Source organism: Staphylococcus hyicus, assembly GCF_000816085.1.
GTDB lineage: Bacteria > Bacillota > Bacilli > Staphylococcales > Staphylococcaceae > Staphylococcus > Staphylococcus hyicus.
The window spans coordinates 1451437-1468181 of record NZ_CP008747.1; the positions used below are offsets into that span (position 1 = coordinate 1451437).

At 35.7% G+C, this 16745-nt stretch carries 18 protein-coding genes; 17 read left to right on the plus strand and 1 reads right to left on the minus strand.

What is annotated here, in order from left to right; genetic code table 11:
• Nucleotides 1–83: 83 nt before the first annotated feature.
• Nucleotides 84–1046, minus strand: a complete 963-nt coding sequence (locus SHYC_RS06940; protein WP_039645685.1) for an asparaginase — start codon at nt 1044–1046, stop codon at nt 84–86.
• 72 nt (nt 1047–1118) lie between these two features.
• Between SHYC_RS06940 and cmk the strand changes: the two genes are divergently transcribed.
• The 17 genes from cmk (at nt 1119) to SHYC_RS07025 (ending at nt 16738) form a co-directional block, all read left to right on the plus strand.
• The gene (gene cmk / locus SHYC_RS06945) at nt 1119–1790 is read left to right on the plus strand and encodes a (d)CMP kinase (RefSeq protein WP_039645686.1); all 672 of its coding nucleotides are present in this window, start codon (nt 1119–1121) and stop codon (nt 1788–1790) included.
• Nucleotides 1791–2025: 235 nt separating this feature from the next.
• A complete protein-coding gene (rpsA, locus tag SHYC_RS06950) occupies nt 2026–3210 on the plus strand; it encodes a 30S ribosomal protein S1 (protein WP_039645688.1) in 1185 nt (394 codons plus the stop codon).
• A 233-nt stretch (nt 3211–3443) separates the two neighbouring features.
• Nucleotides 3444–4754 carry a ribosome biogenesis GTPase Der gene (gene der / locus SHYC_RS06955; protein WP_039645691.1) on the plus strand — a complete coding sequence of 437 codons (1311 nt, stop codon included), beginning with the start codon at nt 3444–3446 and terminating at the stop codon, nt 4752–4754.
• 17 nt (nt 4755–4771) lie between these two features.
• Nucleotides 4772–5770 carry an NAD(P)H-dependent glycerol-3-phosphate dehydrogenase gene (locus tag SHYC_RS06960; RefSeq protein ID WP_039645693.1) on the plus strand — a complete coding sequence of 333 codons (999 nt, stop codon included), beginning with the start codon at nt 4772–4774 and terminating at the stop codon, nt 5768–5770.
• A 285-nt stretch (nt 5771–6055) separates the two neighbouring features.
• A complete protein-coding gene (locus tag SHYC_RS06965) occupies nt 6056–6328 on the plus strand; it encodes an HU family DNA-binding protein (RefSeq protein WP_037564282.1) in 273 nt (90 codons plus the stop codon).
• Nucleotides 6329–6547: 219 nt separating this feature from the next.
• Nucleotides 6548–7135 carry a heptaprenyl diphosphate synthase component 1 gene (locus tag SHYC_RS06970; RefSeq protein ID WP_039645695.1) on the plus strand — a complete coding sequence of 196 codons (588 nt, stop codon included), beginning with the start codon at nt 6548–6550 and terminating at the stop codon, nt 7133–7135.
• Complete coding sequence (locus SHYC_RS06975) at nt 7125–7835, plus strand: demethylmenaquinone methyltransferase (RefSeq protein ID WP_039645698.1); 711 nt, start codon at nt 7125–7127, stop codon at nt 7833–7835. The genes SHYC_RS06970 and SHYC_RS06975 overlap by 11 nt, the downstream gene beginning before the upstream one ends.
• Nucleotides 7836–7851: 16 nt before the next feature.
• Entirely contained in the window at nt 7852–8808 is a 957-nt protein-coding gene (locus tag SHYC_RS06980; protein ID WP_039645700.1) for a polyprenyl synthetase family protein, read from the plus strand.
• 82 nt (nt 8809–8890) lie between these two features.
• A complete protein-coding gene (gene ndk / locus SHYC_RS06985) occupies nt 8891–9340 on the plus strand; it encodes a nucleoside-diphosphate kinase (protein ID WP_039645702.1) in 450 nt (149 codons plus the stop codon).
• Between the two features lie 254 nt (nt 9341–9594).
• On the plus strand, nt 9595–10761 hold the full coding sequence (aroC, locus tag SHYC_RS06990; protein ID WP_039645704.1) for a chorismate synthase: 1167 nt from the start codon (nt 9595–9597) through the stop codon (nt 10759–10761).
• 11 nt (nt 10762–10772) lie between these two features.
• Nucleotides 10773–11837: a 3-dehydroquinate synthase gene (gene aroB / locus SHYC_RS06995; RefSeq protein WP_039645706.1), complete on the plus strand. Its 1065-nt coding sequence runs from the start codon at nt 10773–10775 to the stop codon at nt 11835–11837.
• Entirely contained in the window at nt 11838–13127 is a 1290-nt protein-coding gene (aroA, locus tag SHYC_RS07000; protein ID WP_039645708.1) for a 3-phosphoshikimate 1-carboxyvinyltransferase, read from the plus strand.
• A gap of 1 nt (nt 13128) precedes the next feature.
• Complete coding sequence (locus tag SHYC_RS07005; protein WP_039645710.1) at nt 13129–14370, plus strand: tetratricopeptide repeat protein; 1242 nt, start codon at nt 13129–13131, stop codon at nt 14368–14370.
• 9 nt (nt 14371–14379) lie between these two features.
• Complete coding sequence (locus tag SHYC_RS07010; RefSeq protein WP_039645712.1) at nt 14380–14913, plus strand: YpiB family protein; 534 nt, start codon at nt 14380–14382, stop codon at nt 14911–14913.
• A gap of 29 nt (nt 14914–14942) precedes the next feature.
• On the plus strand, nt 14943–15545 hold the full coding sequence (locus tag SHYC_RS07015) for a DUF1405 domain-containing protein (protein ID WP_039645714.1): 603 nt from the start codon (nt 14943–14945) through the stop codon (nt 15543–15545).
• 36 nt (nt 15546–15581) lie between these two features.
• The gene (locus SHYC_RS07020; RefSeq protein WP_039645716.1) at nt 15582–16277 is read left to right on the plus strand and encodes a zinc metallopeptidase; all 696 of its coding nucleotides are present in this window, start codon (nt 15582–15584) and stop codon (nt 16275–16277) included.
• 140 nt (nt 16278–16417) lie between these two features.
• A complete protein-coding gene (locus SHYC_RS07025) occupies nt 16418–16738 on the plus strand; it encodes a nucleotide pyrophosphohydrolase (RefSeq protein WP_039645718.1) in 321 nt (106 codons plus the stop codon).
• Nucleotides 16739–16745: the final 7 nt, after the last annotated feature.

Genomic DNA, 16745 nt, shown 5'->3' on the forward strand with positions numbered 1-16745 from the left:
TTTATAGGGTGATGTTCATTCATACACCCATAAAATCTGTTGACTATTATGATTATAGGAGCTACTGCGTTATAGCTCCTATATTATTTATTAAAATACAAACGTAAAGCATCTTTCTCAAGTTGTTGACTCAGTGCGACTAATAATTTTAGTCGTGCTTTTTGACCATTCAGCCCATTAGAAAATATGACACCTTTTTCTTGTAATTGATGACCGCCACCTTCATAAGCATAAACCGCACTTACAATGCCATTAAAAGAACGTGACACTAATACAACAGGAATATTCTTTTGTAAACATGCATTTAAACCGTCCATGGCCGTTGGTGGAATGTTCCCTTGTCCAAGCGCTTCTATCACAATGCCGTCCACATGACTCTGTGCATAAAAAGAAAGTATATCGCTTTGCATCCCCATATGCGCTTTAATTAATGCGACGTTCAATTTTTCGTCAATATTTGGTAAAACGTGTTGACGGTATGGACTATGATGAAACAAAATTCCTGATTTCGTAATCACACCGAGTGGACCATGATTAGGACTTTGGAACGTATTCGTATTAGATGTATGTGTTTTAGTCACATTACGCGCGGTATGTATCTCATCATTAAAAACTACCATCACACCTTTATCATGTGAGTCATCATGGATAGCTACACGAATAGCAGAGATAAAATTGTATAGTCCATCAGAACCAATTTCATTTGACGAACGCATCGCGCCTGTTAAAATAACAGGTTTTGACGTTTCTACTGTCAGGTCTAATAAATAGGCTGTTTCTTCTAAAGTATCAGTCCCATGAGTAATCACAAATCCATCATACTGAGATGCACGCTGCTCAATGAGCATTTTTAATGTCTTAACATGTGATAAATTTATATGTGGTGAGGGCACATTAAAAGGCATCACTTCGTCAATTGCAGCATATTTTTCAATGACGTTCTGATGTTGGGCGATTGGATTTTCATCATTTGTTGAAACTCTATTAGATTCGTCTTCTGACATACTGATAGTGCCACCAGTATGAATGACTAATAATGATTTCATAAGTTTCCTCCTCGATAAAACGTACGTTATTATGATAAAATATTATTAACTAAACAACAAGGAAGGTATAGAATGACAGCTATAAATATTGCTTTAGATGGACCCGCAGCAGCAGGTAAAAGTACAATTGCAAAACGCGTTGCTGCACAATTAGGTATGATTTACGTCGATACAGGTGCAATGTATCGTGCCATTACATACCATTATTTAAAGAACCAATCACAATTCACAAATTTTAAAGACCTCATATCTGATATTCAATTAGAATTAAAATATGATTATGATAAGGGTCAACGTGTATTCCTTCAACAAGAAGATATTACAGATTATTTAAGAGAAAATGAAGTTACACAAAATGTTTCATATGTTTCCTCAATTCAAGAAGTGCGTGAATTTTTAGTTGAAGCACAACAAAAGCTAGCAATTGAAAAAGGAATTGTGATGGATGGCCGCGATATAGGAACTACTGTGCTGCCTAATGCTGAGGTAAAAGTTTATATGATTGCTTCAGTTGAAGAACGCGCCATGCGCCGTTTGAAAGACAATGAAGAGCGTGGCATCGCATCGACATACGAACAACTCATGAAAGATATTGCCGACCGTGATGCCTATGACATGAATCGTGAAATCTCACCTTTAAGAAAAGCAGAAGATGCGATTGAAATCGATACGACAGGTTTATCTATTGACCAAGTGACTGAACGAATTATTTCGTTAGCAAAAGAAGCACGTCAGCAAGCTTAACACACTTTTGACAACTTCATTTTGAATGGTTTCTACGTTAAATTAACTCAAATAATTTTTTAGTTAATTGGCGATAGAATAATTTCACATAATGACATGCATTTTTAATTTTTTATAAAAATTTAACACATTTTGTATTCACAAAGCGCTTAATTCTAACTTATCTAAATTTCTTGACAATTTTACACTTTTATAAGATGTTAGTAGTATGTAGTAGTATAAGGAGGCATTCATGATGACTGAAGAATTCAATGAATCAATGATTAAAGACATTAAAGAGGGCGATAAAGTAACCGGCGAAGTGCAACAAATTGAAGACAAACATGTTGTTGTGCACGTAAATGGTGGTAAGTATAACGGTATAATTCCTATTAGTCAGTTATCCACACACCATATTGATAATGCAAATGAAGTTGTAAAAGTCGGAGATGAAATCGGAGCGTATGTAACTAAAATCGAAGTAGATGAAGAAAACGACACTGGTAGTTACATTCTCTCAAAAAGACAATTAGAAGAAGAGAAATCTTATGAATTTCTACAAGAAAAATTAGATAATAACGAAACAATTGAAGCTAAAGTAACCGAAGTTGTTAAAGGTGGCTTAGTTGTTGACGTTGGACAAAGAGGTTTCATTCCGGCATCGCTAATTTCTACTGATTTCATTGAAGATTTCTCAGATTATGAGGGGAAAGTTCTTGAACTTAAAGTGGAAGAACTTGATCCATCTAATAATCGTGTCATCCTAAGCCGTAAAGCTGTAGAAGCAGAAGAAAACACAAAGAAAAAAGAAGAACTGTTAAAATCTATTAAAGCTGGCGACGTAATCGAAGGGAAAGTTGCACGTTTAACGAACTTTGGTGCATTCATTGATCTTGGTGGCGTAGATGGATTAGTACACGTATCTGAGTTATCTCATGAACATGTAAAATCACCTGAGGAAGTTGTTTCAATCGGGGATACTGTTAAAGTGAAAGTGCGTTCAGTAGAACAAGATTCAGAACGTATTTCATTATCAATTAAAGATACGTTACCAAGTCCTTTCGAAACGATTCAAGAAACATACAGTGAAGGTGACATTGTAGATGGCAAAGTGATGAGACTGGCAAATTTCGGTGCATTTGTAGAAATTGGCAAAGGTTTACAAGGCTTAGTTCACATCTCGGAAATTAGTCACAAACACATTGGCACACCAAACGAAGTATTAGAACCAGGTCAAGAGGTTAAAGTGAAAATTTTAGGTATTAATCCTGAAGAGGAACGCATTTCACTTTCAATTAAAGGCGCTTTACCTCAAGAAGAAACAAATGAAGCTTCAGAAGAAACAACAAAAAGTTATACTCAATCTTCGAAAGATGAAAATGACAACAATCCCACTCTTGGAGATGTTTTTGGAGACAAATTTAAAGATTTAAATCTATAATCCAAAAAGTAGAGACATGTACAGTATGTGTCTCTACTTTTTTATTTTTAATAGAATGAGAAAGTCATGATATAATGTACCGTAATCAAAACATTTAGATAAATTATATTGTATTAAAGTGAATCTTGATTAAATTCAAATACTACTGTATGAACAGTCTTACACATGACCTTTTAAAAAGGTCATTCTTTGTGCTAAAATAATAAGGATATTTAAAGAGAGGAAGAACAATCATGACGAAACCAGTTGTAGCGATTGTTGGTAGACCCAATGTAGGGAAATCAACAATTTTTAATCGCATCGTTGGGGAACGTGTTTCAATCGTTGAAGATACACCAGGTGTAACACGTGATAGAATCTATTCAAGTGGCGATTGGCTTACACATGAATTTAATATTATCGATACAGGTGGTATCGAAATTGGAGATGCACCTTTCCAAACACAAATTAGAGCGCAAGCTGAACTTGCAATAGAAGAAGCAGACGTCATTATTTTTATGGTGAACGTTCGTGAAGGGTTAACTCAAAGTGATGAAATGGTCGCACAAATGCTCTATAAATCTAAAAAACCTGTTGTCCTAGCCGTTAATAAAGTAGACAACCCTGAAATGAGAAATGATATTTATGATTTTTATTCATTAGGATTTGGTGAACCCTATCCCTTGTCCGGATCACACGGTTTAGGATTAGGAGATTTATTAGACGCTGTTGCAAGCCACTTTAAAGAAGACATAGAGGATGAATACGATGAAGATACCATCCGTCTTTCTTTAATTGGACGTCCAAATGTAGGGAAATCAAGTCTTGTTAATGCAATTCTTGGTGAAGAACGCGTTATCGTTTCTAATGTAGCTGGTACGACGCGAGATGCAATCGACACGGAATATACGTATGATGATCAAAAATATGTATTAATTGATACCGCAGGAATGCGTAAAAAAGGGAAGGTCTATGAATCTACAGAAAAATATTCTGTGCTACGGGCTTTAAAAGCCATCGAACGGTCAAATGTAGTGCTTGTAGTCATCGATGCTGAAACTGGTATCATTGAACAAGACAAGCGCGTGGCAGGTTATGCTCACGAAGAGGGTAAAGCTATCGTCATCGTAGTAAATAAATGGGATACTGTTGAAAAAGACAGTAAAACTATGAAAAAGTTCATGGACGATATTCGTCAAAACTTCCAATTTTTAGACTATGCTCAGATTGCCTTCGTTTCAGCAAAAGAAAGTTCACGTTTACAGACGTTATTCCCATTAATTAATGAAGCTAGCGAAAATCATAAAAAACGTGTTCAAAGTTCGACATTAAATGAAGTCATCACAGACGCTATTTCTATGAACCCGACACCAACCGATAAAGGGCGTCGATTAAATGTTTTCTATGCGACGCAAGTTGCAATTGAGCCGCCAACTTTTGTAGTGTTTGTTAACGATGTGGAACTACTTCATTTTTCTTATAAGCGCTATTTAGAAAATCAAATTAGACAAGCATTCGGATTTGAAGGCACACCTGTTCATATCATTGCTAGAAAACGAAATTAGATTCGGAGGGATAGGAAATGAGCCATATTACAGTATTCGGTACTGGAAGTTTTGGTAGTGCACTTGCCAACGTTCTAGCCGAAAACGGTCATAACGTATTAATGTGGGGGAAAAATCAAACTACGATTAACGAAATTAATACACATCACACGAATAAAAGTTATTTAAAAGAGGCACAGTTAGATGCTTCAATTAAAGCGACTACAAATTTAGAGGAAGCCGTTCATTATTCTGATATTTTTATCATCGCTCTACCAACAAAAGCTATTCGTGAAGTAATGGGCAACGTCAATAACAAACTTCATTCAAAAAAATCGTTCATTCATGTGACGAAGGGTATTGAAAACGGCACGTTTAAGCGTGTTTCAGAAATGCTAGATGATACCATTTCTCCAGAGTTTAATGGAGGCATTGGAATTTTATCCGGACCAAGCCATGCGGAAGAAGTTGTGATTAAACAACCTACGACAGTTGCCGCTGCATCTGAGAACCCCAAACTTCGTCAACTTATCCAAGATTTATTTATGACGGATTACTTACGTGTTTATACAAACGAGGATTTGGTCGGTGTAGAACTTGGAGGCGCACTTAAAAATATTATCGCAATTGCGAGTGGTGTGGTTTCTGGTATGGGCTATGGTGATAATGCGAAGGCCGCATTAATTACACGTGGCCTTGCTGAAATTACACGTTTAGGTGTCAAATTAGGGGCAGATCCACTAACTTTCCAAGGTTTGGGTGGAATTGGCGATTTAATCGTTACATGTACATCAACGCATTCTCGAAACTTTTCGTTAGGATATAAACTAGGGAAAGGTCAAAAACTGGATGATATCTTAAAAGATATGACTATGGTTGCAGAAGGTGTATATACTACACAATCCGTATATAACCTCGCACAACAAGAGGGTGTGGAAATGCCTATTACAAACGCATTATATCGCGTCTTATTTGAAGATCAACCCGTTGAAAAAGAACTGAAAATTTTAATGGGACGAGATAAAAAAGCGGAATAACCTCAAAACGATAAATATTTTGTAAATTGATTGTTTATGCCAAAGATCTTAAGGGTACAATAAAAGCGCGTATCTATATGCGTAACGCCAATTTTGGCATTTTTTACAACTTTTCCACTCAATAATAGGTACTTGTAACTTTAATGCACATAAATTTTAAGAAAAACGCATTAAATCAGTGTTTTTCTTATATAAATCGTTGCAGTATCGCTATTGCTTGTGTTAAAGTCATAGCATAATGATAATTGAATTATCATTACATAAACCTTTAGGAGGTGAATTGACATGAACAAAACTGACTTAATCAACGCTGTAGCTGAACAAGCTGACTTAACAAAAAAAGAAGCTGGTCAAGCTGTTGATGCCGTTTTCGAATCAATTCAAAAATCACTAGCAAAAGGTGACAAAGTACAATTAATCGGTTTCGGTAACTTTGAGGTACGTGAGCGTGCAGCTCGTAAAGGACGTAACCCTCAAACAGGTAAAGAAATTGATATTCCTGCAAGTAAAGTTCCAGCTTTCAAAGCAGGTAAAGCTTTAAAAGATGCAGTGAAATAATTCAATTATTTACTTTGAAAGCCCTTCTTTATAGGGCTTTTTTCTTTATTTATAATACAATTTAAACGATACATACCAGTGATTTTATTTTATTTTGATTTTTATACGAAAGCTTTAAACAGCTATAGGGTCGTTTCACCACTTTACGAAACAATTCAGATTTTAATTTCATATTGTTAATGTTAAGATAGAGAGTGATTATAAATTGGGGTGTGACTGATGCACAAAACGTTTGAACGCATAGAAAAACAAATGGATCAAATTTTATTTCAAATACATAAACCAAATAATGTCTATATCAATCACGACTTAAGTGTGATTCTGGATTGTCTCAGTATTCCAGAGTTATCTAAGGATGCTGTATTTTCAATATATACTGCGATGACGCATCTTGATCGCATTAGTTACTTTAATTATGACCGAGATGCCATTTTAATTGGCGACTTATATAGTGCACACTATTACCATTTGATAGCTCAGATTCAATCGACGCATTTTCAAAAATTGATGAGTCAAGCGCTTGTGCATATGAATGCTTTAAAATCTAATCTTCAACAAAACTATAAGCGTATGTCACAAGCTGAAATTCTAGAATCAATCATGAATGTAGAAATGTGTTTATTAGACGCGCTTATCGATATATATGAACTACACGAAGATAAAGCGGGCATACGTCAAGCTATCTTTAACAAAATCAAAGTTGAACAACTCACATACCTCAATTTCTATACCGAGGAAGAAATTTCACAAGTAATTCAGACGTTACACTCAAAATATCCTAAATGGAGTGGTTTAAATGAAAAATAAAGCGAATAAAGAACAAGTTCATGAAGTATTCCAAAATATATCAGGTAAATATGACAAACTTAATAACATCATCAGTTTCGAACAACATAAAGTATGGCGAAAAAAAGTAATGAAGGAAATGAATGTACAGCCTGGAACGACAGCATTAGATGTTTGTTGTGGGACAGCTGACTGGACGATTGCACTCAGTAAAGCAGTTGGACCTACTGGTGAAGTGACTGGATTAGATTTCAGTGAAAATATGTTGAAAGTTGGCGAAACGAAAACGTCGAACATGTCCAACATTCGCCTCGTCCAAGGCGATGCAATGGCATTACCTTTTGAGGATAATAGCTTTGATTACGTCACAATTGGTTTTGGGTTACGTAATATTCCCGACTATACAAAAGCACTATCTGAAATGTACCGCGTATTAAAGCCTGGGGGAATGGTCGTTTGTTTAGAAACAAGCCAACCTACAACTCCGATTTTCAAACAAGGATATAAATTATACTTCAAATTTATAATGCCTTTATTCGGTAAAATATTTGCAAAATCAAAACAAGAATATGAGTGGTTACAACAATCAGCATTTGATTTTCCAGATAGCGAAACTTTAAAAACGCTATTTGAATCTGTAGCATTTGAAAATGTAAAAGTACGCCGCTTTACTGGTGGCGTTGCAGCAATGCATTTAGCTAAAAAACCTAAAACGAATTAAATAAAGGTGAGGAACCATGTCTAAAATTAACATGAATCGTGAATTAAAATATATAGAAACTTCATTAGCGCAATTAATGCATTGTGAAGACCCAACCTTACAACAAGCCTCAGAACATTTGTTGTCTTCAGGTGGCAAACGGGTACGTCCTCTATTCGTTATTTTAAGTAGTTATTTAAGCAACGCACGTATTACAGATGATACGTATCGTGTTGCAGCTGCTTTAGAATTGATACATATGGCGACTTTGGTTCATGATGATGTCATAGATTTAAGTGATAAAAGACGTGGCAAATCAACAGTAGAAGTAGCATGGAGCCAATCTACAGCTATACTTACTGGCAATTTTTTACTTTCACGGGCAATTGAACATTTAGCTTCTATCGAAAACTATGATATTCACAAGACGTTATCAAATGCAATAATAGAAGTCTGTCGTGGTGAACTTTTTCAATTTCAAGATCAGTTCCGGACACCACAGTCCATAACAAATTATCTACGACGTATAAAAAGAAAAACCGCACTACTCATTCAATTAGCTACAGAAGTAGGTGCAATGTGTGCTAATGCCGATCAAGCAACCATTAAGCGAATGCGTGATATTGGTTATAATATTGGGATGAGTTTTCAAATTGTAGATGACATCTTAGACTTCACAAGTACTGAAAAAAAATTAGGCAAACCGGTTGGTAGTGACCTGCGTAACGGCCATTTAACATTACCTACATTGCTTGAAATGAAAAAAGATGCGACATTTAAGCAACGTATTGAAGCGCTTCATGTTAACGCACCACAGGACATGTTCGATGATTGTGTGGACCAAATACGACATTCCGATGCAATTGCTAAATCAAAACAAGTAAGTGAAAAATATTTACAAAGAGCAAAACAACTGTTAGAAACGTTGCCTGATAATGAAGCCAAACCTTTATTTAATAAATTAATATTAAAACTTCAAAACCGCATGAAATAGATGATAAAATAATTGAAAGCGCTTTATTATCATGGTAGGATAATCTTGTAATCTATACATAAATACAGGGGGATCCTCGAAAATGGAAAAAACATTTGTAATGATTAAACCAGATGCTGTACAAAGAAAGTTGATTGGAGAAATTGTTCAACGCCTTGAACAAAAAGGATTAAAACTTGTTGGGGCTAAATTAATGACTGTTCCCCAATCATTAGCAGAAACGCATTATAGCGAACATAAGGATAAACCCTTCTATTCAAAACTGATTTCTTTCATCACATCAGCACCTGTTTTCGCAATGGTTGTAGAAGGTGAAGATGCTGTAGCTGTATCTCGTCACATTATTGGTGCTACAAATCCTTCAGAAGCAACGCCCGGTTCTATTCGTGGAGATTTAGGTTTAACGGTCGGCAGAAATGTCGTACACGGTTCAGATTCTGTTACATCTGCAGAACGCGAAATCAAATTATGGTTCACACCAGAAGAATTGAGCCAATACCAAACTCCAGACGAAATTTGGTTGTACGAATAACCGCTCACGTTTATATTTCTAAACTTCGACATGAATATATTTTAAGTAGAACAGTTAGTGCGATTATAGCTGTTCTCTTTTTTTACATTTTACTTTAGTTGTTAAAAGCACTAAACTTTTTCGCATTTTTCTGTTAATTTATCACTTATTTTATGCTAATATAGGTAACATATTTATTTTTTTACGTATGATGATAGTTAGAGCTATGATAAGCTTATATCAACAATAGTCTTAATCAAAGGAGATGCCTAAAAATGAGATTTTTAACTGCAGGTGAATCACATGGCCCTCAACTTACAGTAATTATTGAAGGGCTTCCCGCCAATATGAAAATTGATATAGATCAAATTAATCGTGAAATGTTTAAACGTCAAGGTGGCTACGGACGTGGACGCAGAATGCAAATCGAAAAAGATAATGTAGCCATCGTCTCCGGTGTGCGGCATGGTTATACATTAGGCAGTCCTGTGACCGTTATTATTAAAAACGATGACTTTACGCATTGGAAAAATATTATGGGTGCAGATCCTATATCAGAAGAACAACAAGAAAATATGAAACGTGTGATTACTAAACCTCGACCTGGTCATGCAGACTTAGTTGGTGGCATGAAATATAACCATCATGACTTAAGAAATGTTTTAGAACGTTCCTCCGCTCGTGAAACAGCGGCTCGGGTAGCAGTTGGTGCAATATGCAAAAGTCTACTTGCACAATTAGATATACAACTCTATAGTCGTGTAGTGGAAATTGGTGGTATTAAAGATGAAGGCGACTACGATATTGAAACGATTAAATCTCTTGTAGATAAAAATGATGTACGCGTGATTGATGAAGGTATCGCACAAGAGATACGCGATAAAATTGACCAAGCAAAACGAGAGGGTGATTCAATCGGTGGTGTTGTTCAAGTCATTGTGGACCATATGCCTGTAGGAATTGGCAGTTATGTTCACTATGATCGCAAATTAGATGGTCGAATTGCTCAGAGTGTTGTGGGAATCAATGCCTTTAAAGGCGTAAGCTTTGGTGTTGGATTTAAAGCGGGATCATTATTAGGATCAGAAGTTCAAGACCCAATTTTGTATGATAAGGAAAAAGGGTACTATCGCCAAAGTAATCATCTCGGTGGTCTAGAGGGAGGTATGTCAAATGGGATGCCAATCATCGTTAACGGTGTGATGAAACCTATTCCTACATTATATAAACCGTTAGCCTCCGTAGATATTAAAACAAAGGCACCTTTTAAAGCGACCATTGAACGTTCAGATAGCTGTGCAGTACCTGCAGCAAGTATCGTATGCGAGCATGCTGTAGCATTTGAAATCACAAAAGCGCTATTAGAAGAATTTGAATCAAATGATTTTGATACTTTAAAAGCACAAGTAGAGGCGCGAAGAGTGCGTAACAAAACATATTAAGGGGCTATGCTATGAAATTGAATACACGTTATGTCTCAAATAATTATCCCATTATCGTTGAACACCGTGCAATTGATTCGCTTGAGTCTTATATTTCAAATTATCAACATGTGTTCATATTAATTGATGAGCATGTGTCCACATTATGGCCATCGATTAAAGACCGATTTAAATCTTATATCGTTATCGATATTCCTGAGGGAGAAAAAGTAAAATATATCCAACATTATGATCAATATATGAATGAAATACTTCAACATCATCCTACGCGCCACACATGTATTGTAGCTATTGGTGGCGGTGCCACAGGTGACTTTGCGGGATTTATAGCAGCCACACTTTTAAGAGGCGTCGATTTCATCCAAGTACCTACTACCTTGCTTGCACACGACTCTAGTGTTGGTGGTAAAGTAGGAATTAACGCATCATATGGGAAAAATTTAATAGGTGCTTTTCATAGACCTAAAGCCGTTATTTATGATTTGAACTTTTTAACAACTTTACCTACGACTGAAATTCAAAGTGGGTATGCTGAAATATATAAACATGCATTGCTCACAAGTCCTGTAGCGGTTGATACATTAGAAAAGCACTACGCTTCACTACAACATTTAAAACAACTCAACCACATAGATCAACACATCATCCAAGGTATTAAAACAAAATTGGATATCGTTATTGAGGACGAAAAAGAAAAAGGGCAACGAAAATTTTTAAATTTAGGCCACACTTTTGGTCATGCAATTGAATATGCACACCATATTCCTCACGGTCACGCTGTTATGATTGGGATTTTATATCAATATTATGTTGCTAATATTGTATTAGACACTCATTTTTCAACAGAACAGTTTTATCACTATTTAAAACAGCTCGAGTATCCTTTAACTTTGTTAGATTCATTTGATTTTGATACTTTGTATACATTTATGTTGTCAGACAAAAAGAATGATGCAACAGGAGTACAAATGGTCTTACTCGAAAGTATCGGGCATGCTACAGTGAAACACATTCCGAAACCTATTTTAAATCAAGCTTTTGAAGCAATGCTTCACTATCATCGGGAGGTAAAATAAATGGAAACCATCTCAATTCAAGGACCTTTAAAAGGCCATATAACAATACCCGGCGATAAATCAATGACACATCGTGCCATCATGCTAGCATCGTTAGCCAAAGGAACCTCCATCATTCACAAACCGTTATTGGGAGAAGATTGCTTAAGAACTGCAGAAATTTTCCAAACTCTAGGCGTTAAAATGCAATTTTTGGACGATCAGATTCAAATCACTTCACCAGGATATCAACAATTTAAAACGCCACACCAAGCCTTATATACGGGGAATTCTGGCACAACTACACGACTAATGGCCGGCTTATTAAGTGGCTTAGGCATTGAAAGTGTGCTATCTGGAGATTATTCTATAGGAAACAGACCGATGAATAGAGTGATACAACCGCTTCAACGTATGGGAGCTAAAATTAGAGGAATCGACAATAATTATACGCCATTAGTCATTGAGAAAGGCGCCATCAAAGGGATTCATTATAAAATGCCTGTAGCTAGCGCTCAAGTGAAAAGCGCAATTTTATTCGCCAGTTTATTCGCACATGATGATACAGTTATTGAAGAACGAGATATATCTAGAAATCATACTGAAACCATGTTCGCACATTTTGGTATTCCAATCATAACTGCACCTCGTCACATCACGTTACCAGGAAACAGTATTGAGCAAATTAGACCCGCAGATTTTGAAGTCCCTGGTGACATATCTTCGGCAGCTTTCTTTATTGTAGCGGCGTTGATTACACCTGGAAGTAACGTTTATTTACATCATGTAGGAATGAATGAGACTCGTGATGGCATCATTGAAATAGTAAAACAAATGGGGGGTAACCTTGAAATCATAAATCAAACAAACGCCCCTGAACCAACAGCAACGTTACACGTTGAATATACACCTCATTTAAAACCTATAGAGATTAGTGGCGATATCATTCCACGTTGTATCGACGAACTTCCAATCATCGCTTTACTCTGTACACAGGCACAAGGTTCAAGTATTATAAGAGATGCCGAAGAATTAAAGGTAAAAGAAACTAATAGAATAGATACCACTGCGAGCGAATTGAACCGACTCGGTTTCCACTTAGAACCTACAGACGATGGCATGATTATCCACCCATCAAAGTTACTAACGCCGTGCGACGTTGATAGTCATACCGACCATAGAATAGGTATGATGCTTGCGGTAGCATCTTTATTGCACACGCAATCAATTCAAATCAATCAATTCGAAAGTGTAAACGTTTCTTTTCCTGGATTCTTACCTATTTTAAAACAATTAGAGAATGAGGGATAACATGGAAGATATCTATAAGATTATAGATGATATCAATTTGCAAAAATTAGAAAACCTCGATTCACGCGTACAAGAAGCACTTCAATCTAATGACGATGAAGGGTTGTTTGCACTAGGAGAAACCTTATATCAATACGGTTTAACACCTCAGGGTCTTGAGGTGTTTCGCGCGTTGTATCATAAATTTCCTGATGAAGGTGATGTGCTCAGTTATTTTATTGAGGGACTCGTAACTGAAAATCAAATAGATGAAGCGTTAGAATACTTAAATGAGGTCCCTGTCTCACCAGAAAAATTATTACTTGAAGCAGATTTGTATCAACAAATTAATATGCTTGAGGTTGCCACAGATAAGTTAGAGCAAGCACTTCAGATACAACCTAATGATCCAATCATACATTTTGCACTTGCTGAACTGCTTTATTTCGATGGACAGTATTTAAGAGCGTCCCGTGAATATGACACTGTTTTAGAAAGTGGAGAATATGAAGTGAATGGCGTTAATTTATTTTCACGACTTGCGGACAGTAGTCTTCAAAGCGGAAACTATCAAGATGCTTTAAAGTGGTATGATGAGATTAATGAACAAGAAATGGTTCCAGAAGATTATTTAAAGAAAGCGGTCGCGTATGAGAAAAATGACCGAACTCAAGAAGCTATTAAGATTACGAAATCATTATTGAATAAAGATCCAGATTTTATTCAAGCTTATTTTTATTTGCAACAGTTATATGAGAACGAAAAAATGTTTGCAGATGCCATTGAAATTGGAGATGAGGGGCTAAGATTAAACCAATATTATAAAGAACTGATGTATAGTACTGGCGCATTAAAAATTGAACATGGTGATCAAAATGAAGCGGTCAACTTATTAAAACAAGCACTTGAAGTAGACCCAAGCTATCAAGAACCATTGTTAATGCTAGCTGATTTTTACCGTCATCAAGAGGATTATGTAGCATTAATCGAGCTCTTACAATATGCGAATGAGGAAGATTTAGACCCTACATTTACATGGCAACTGGCATATGCGTTAGGACAAGAAGAACGCGATAAGGAAGCGCAACATTTTTACGATTTAGCTTATGAAGCATTGAAGGATAACGCCGACTTCTTAAAAGATTACTACACTTATTTAATTGAAATCAGTCATGTTGGTGAAGCCAAAACAATCTTAGAACTACTGCTTCAAAAAGAACCTCATGAAGAAAGATGGCACGACGAGTATGCAAGGTTGAATTAGGGGGATAAAATGTTTGAGGTGCCTATAGATCAAGACAAAGCACATTTGCTTGATTATTTACTATTTCAATATCAGTTTAAATCTCGGATTTCAGTTTGGATATTGAATTATTTAAAATCGGATATACATCATTTACGTCGGGTACATTTTGTTGATTGCATCATTAATACACATAATACATTAGAAATTTCTATTGAAAACAGTGTTTATCCTGCTATACGTTTAACGATGCACGGAACGTCATACGTTAATTCAAATGAAATTTTCACTCGCATCATTCATGATACGGCACCTATCGATCTGAAAATACATTTTTCACACACAACCTATCGCGATCTTCGTCTTGATCATATGATATTACATCAACTATTAACGTCACATCATGATCAAAGTTATTTAAATGATGCATCTTTGATTCATTTGACTCGCGATGCACGCCAACATTTAATCCATATTATCGATTCACAAATTGATTTGAGTTTACAAATGAAAGATCAAAGTCAATTTAATTACTATGCACAGTTAATACGTATGATTAAATGATGTAGACGTATGATTTAAGGAGTACAATTATGAGTTGGTCTACGATTCATTCAATCTTAATTTATAATCGCGCGGTATTAATCATTTTGTTACTATGTAATTTACTCGGGACTATGTACGGCTATATTTGGTATGTACCACAATTATCACAGTCACATTGGATTTATTGGTTGTTTATTCCTGATAGTCCTACAGCTTCGTTATTTTTAACAATAAGTATATTTTTAATGTTACTTCACAAAAAAAGTGCACTACTAGATTCACTTGCATTTATTACTTTAATTAAGTATGGTATTTGGGCCGTCATCATGAATCTCTTTATGTTCATTCATGACCAAACGATTTATTTACCTGGCATCATGTTGATTATGTCCCACGGGATTATGGCAATTCAAGCATTTCTATTCTTACCTCGCTTCAAGTTTACGTGCTTGAGTCTCACATTATCCGTGGTTTGGGTATTTCATAACGATGTTATTGATTACGTCTTTCATCAATATCCGAAATACGGTTCTTTATTTCACTTTGAATCTGTCATTGGTTACATCGCATTTTGGTTGAGCGCTGTACCAATCTCATTGGCATTTTATATCTACCATAAACGAAAGGTTAAAAAGTTTGACCATTATTAATCAACCACTTACAATAGTATTAAAGGAGTGAACATAATGTCTTTTTTGTCTTTAATTATTTATTTTGTAATACTTATGATCCTCCCAATGTATGCTCAACATAAAGTTAAATCTAACTATGAAAAATACTCACAAGTTAGATCTACAAGTGGCAAGACGGGACGAGAAGTTGCACTAGAAATTTTACATGCAAATGGCATTTACGATGTAGATGTGAAAGAAGGCGACGGTTTTTTAACAGATCATTACGATCCAAGTAAAAAAGTAGTCGTTTTATCACCTTCTAACTATAATCGACCAAGTGTTGCAGGCACAGCTATTGCAGCACATGAAGTGGGTCATGCTATTCAACATTATGAAGGGTATTTCTTCTTACGTTTCCGTTCTGCATTAGTGCCGGTCGCAAATTTAGGTAGTTCATTATCATATTTACTTATAACTGCTGGTTTTGTGCTTACAATGTTGCACATTGCATTCGGTTCAACATTATTATGGATTGGTATTTTCTTTATGGCATTTGCTGTATTGTTCTCTATCATTACGTTACCAGTAGAGTTTGATGCAAGTAAACGCGCAATGAAACAAATTCAACGCTTGAATATTGTAAATGAAAAAGAATATAAACATGCCGGTCGTGTGTTACGTGCAGCAGCAATGACATATGTAGCCGCTACTGCAGTGGCAGTTGCTGAGTTGGTAAGATTAATTCTTATCGCACGTTCAGAAGAATAGTTTTTAACATAAAACATCCATTCTTTCTTGTTAGAATGGATGTTTTATTATGTCTTATTTTATGAAACAATGTCCCAAAATTGCCGACACCCTAGACTATCATGTAAGATAAAGATTAAGACGACGAAAGGGTGAGTATAATGGAAAAATCTATGAAAACGATGCAGCGAGAAGTGGATGCATACATTTCGCAATTCAAAGTAGGATATTTCTCACCACTTGCGAACTTAGCTCGCCTAACTGAAGAGGTAGGAGAACTCGCACGAGAAATCAATCATTATCACGGCGAAAAACCTAAAAAAGCTTCAGAAAATGCGAATACTATTGAAGCTGAACTTGGAGACAATCTTTTTGTATTGTTATGTTTAGCAAATTCTTTGAATATAGATATGACTGATAGTTTTAATCAAACGATGGATAAATTCAATCAAAGAGATAAACATCGTTTTGAACGTAAATAAAGGAGTG

Bases quoted from the DNA above. Each gene is read 5' to 3' on its own strand.
- SHYC_RS06940 (WP_039645685.1), bottom strand. From the start codon at position 1,046: ATGAAATCATTATTAGTCATTCATACTGGTGGCACTATCAGTATGTCA.
- cmk (WP_039645686.1), top strand. From the start codon at position 1,119: ATGACAGCTATAAATATTGCTTTAGATGGACCCGCAGCAGCAGGTAAA.
- rpsA (WP_039645688.1), top strand. From the start codon at position 2,026: ATGACTGAAGAATTCAATGAATCAATGATTAAAGACATTAAAGAGGGC.
- der (WP_039645691.1), top strand. From the start codon at position 3,444: ATGACGAAACCAGTTGTAGCGATTGTTGGTAGACCCAATGTAGGGAAA.
- SHYC_RS06960 (WP_039645693.1), top strand. From the start codon at position 4,772: ATGAGCCATATTACAGTATTCGGTACTGGAAGTTTTGGTAGTGCACTT.
- SHYC_RS06965 (WP_037564282.1), top strand. From the start codon at position 6,056: ATGAACAAAACTGACTTAATCAACGCTGTAGCTGAACAAGCTGACTTA.
- SHYC_RS06970 (WP_039645695.1), top strand. From the start codon at position 6,548: ATGCACAAAACGTTTGAACGCATAGAAAAACAAATGGATCAAATTTTA.
- SHYC_RS06975 (WP_039645698.1), top strand. From the start codon at position 7,125: ATGAAAAATAAAGCGAATAAAGAACAAGTTCATGAAGTATTCCAAAAT.
- SHYC_RS06980 (WP_039645700.1), top strand. From the start codon at position 7,852: ATGTCTAAAATTAACATGAATCGTGAATTAAAATATATAGAAACTTCA.
- ndk (WP_039645702.1), top strand. From the start codon at position 8,891: ATGGAAAAAACATTTGTAATGATTAAACCAGATGCTGTACAAAGAAAG.
- aroC (WP_039645704.1), top strand. From the start codon at position 9,595: ATGAGATTTTTAACTGCAGGTGAATCACATGGCCCTCAACTTACAGTA.
- aroB (WP_039645706.1), top strand. From the start codon at position 10,773: ATGAAATTGAATACACGTTATGTCTCAAATAATTATCCCATTATCGTT.
- aroA (WP_039645708.1), top strand. From the start codon at position 11,838: ATGGAAACCATCTCAATTCAAGGACCTTTAAAAGGCCATATAACAATA.
- SHYC_RS07005 (WP_039645710.1), top strand. From the start codon at position 13,129: ATGGAAGATATCTATAAGATTATAGATGATATCAATTTGCAAAAATTA.
- SHYC_RS07010 (WP_039645712.1), top strand. From the start codon at position 14,380: ATGTTTGAGGTGCCTATAGATCAAGACAAAGCACATTTGCTTGATTAT.
- SHYC_RS07015 (WP_039645714.1), top strand. From the start codon at position 14,943: ATGAGTTGGTCTACGATTCATTCAATCTTAATTTATAATCGCGCGGTA.
- SHYC_RS07020 (WP_039645716.1), top strand. From the start codon at position 15,582: ATGTCTTTTTTGTCTTTAATTATTTATTTTGTAATACTTATGATCCTC.
- SHYC_RS07025 (WP_039645718.1), top strand. From the start codon at position 16,418: ATGGAAAAATCTATGAAAACGATGCAGCGAGAAGTGGATGCATACATT.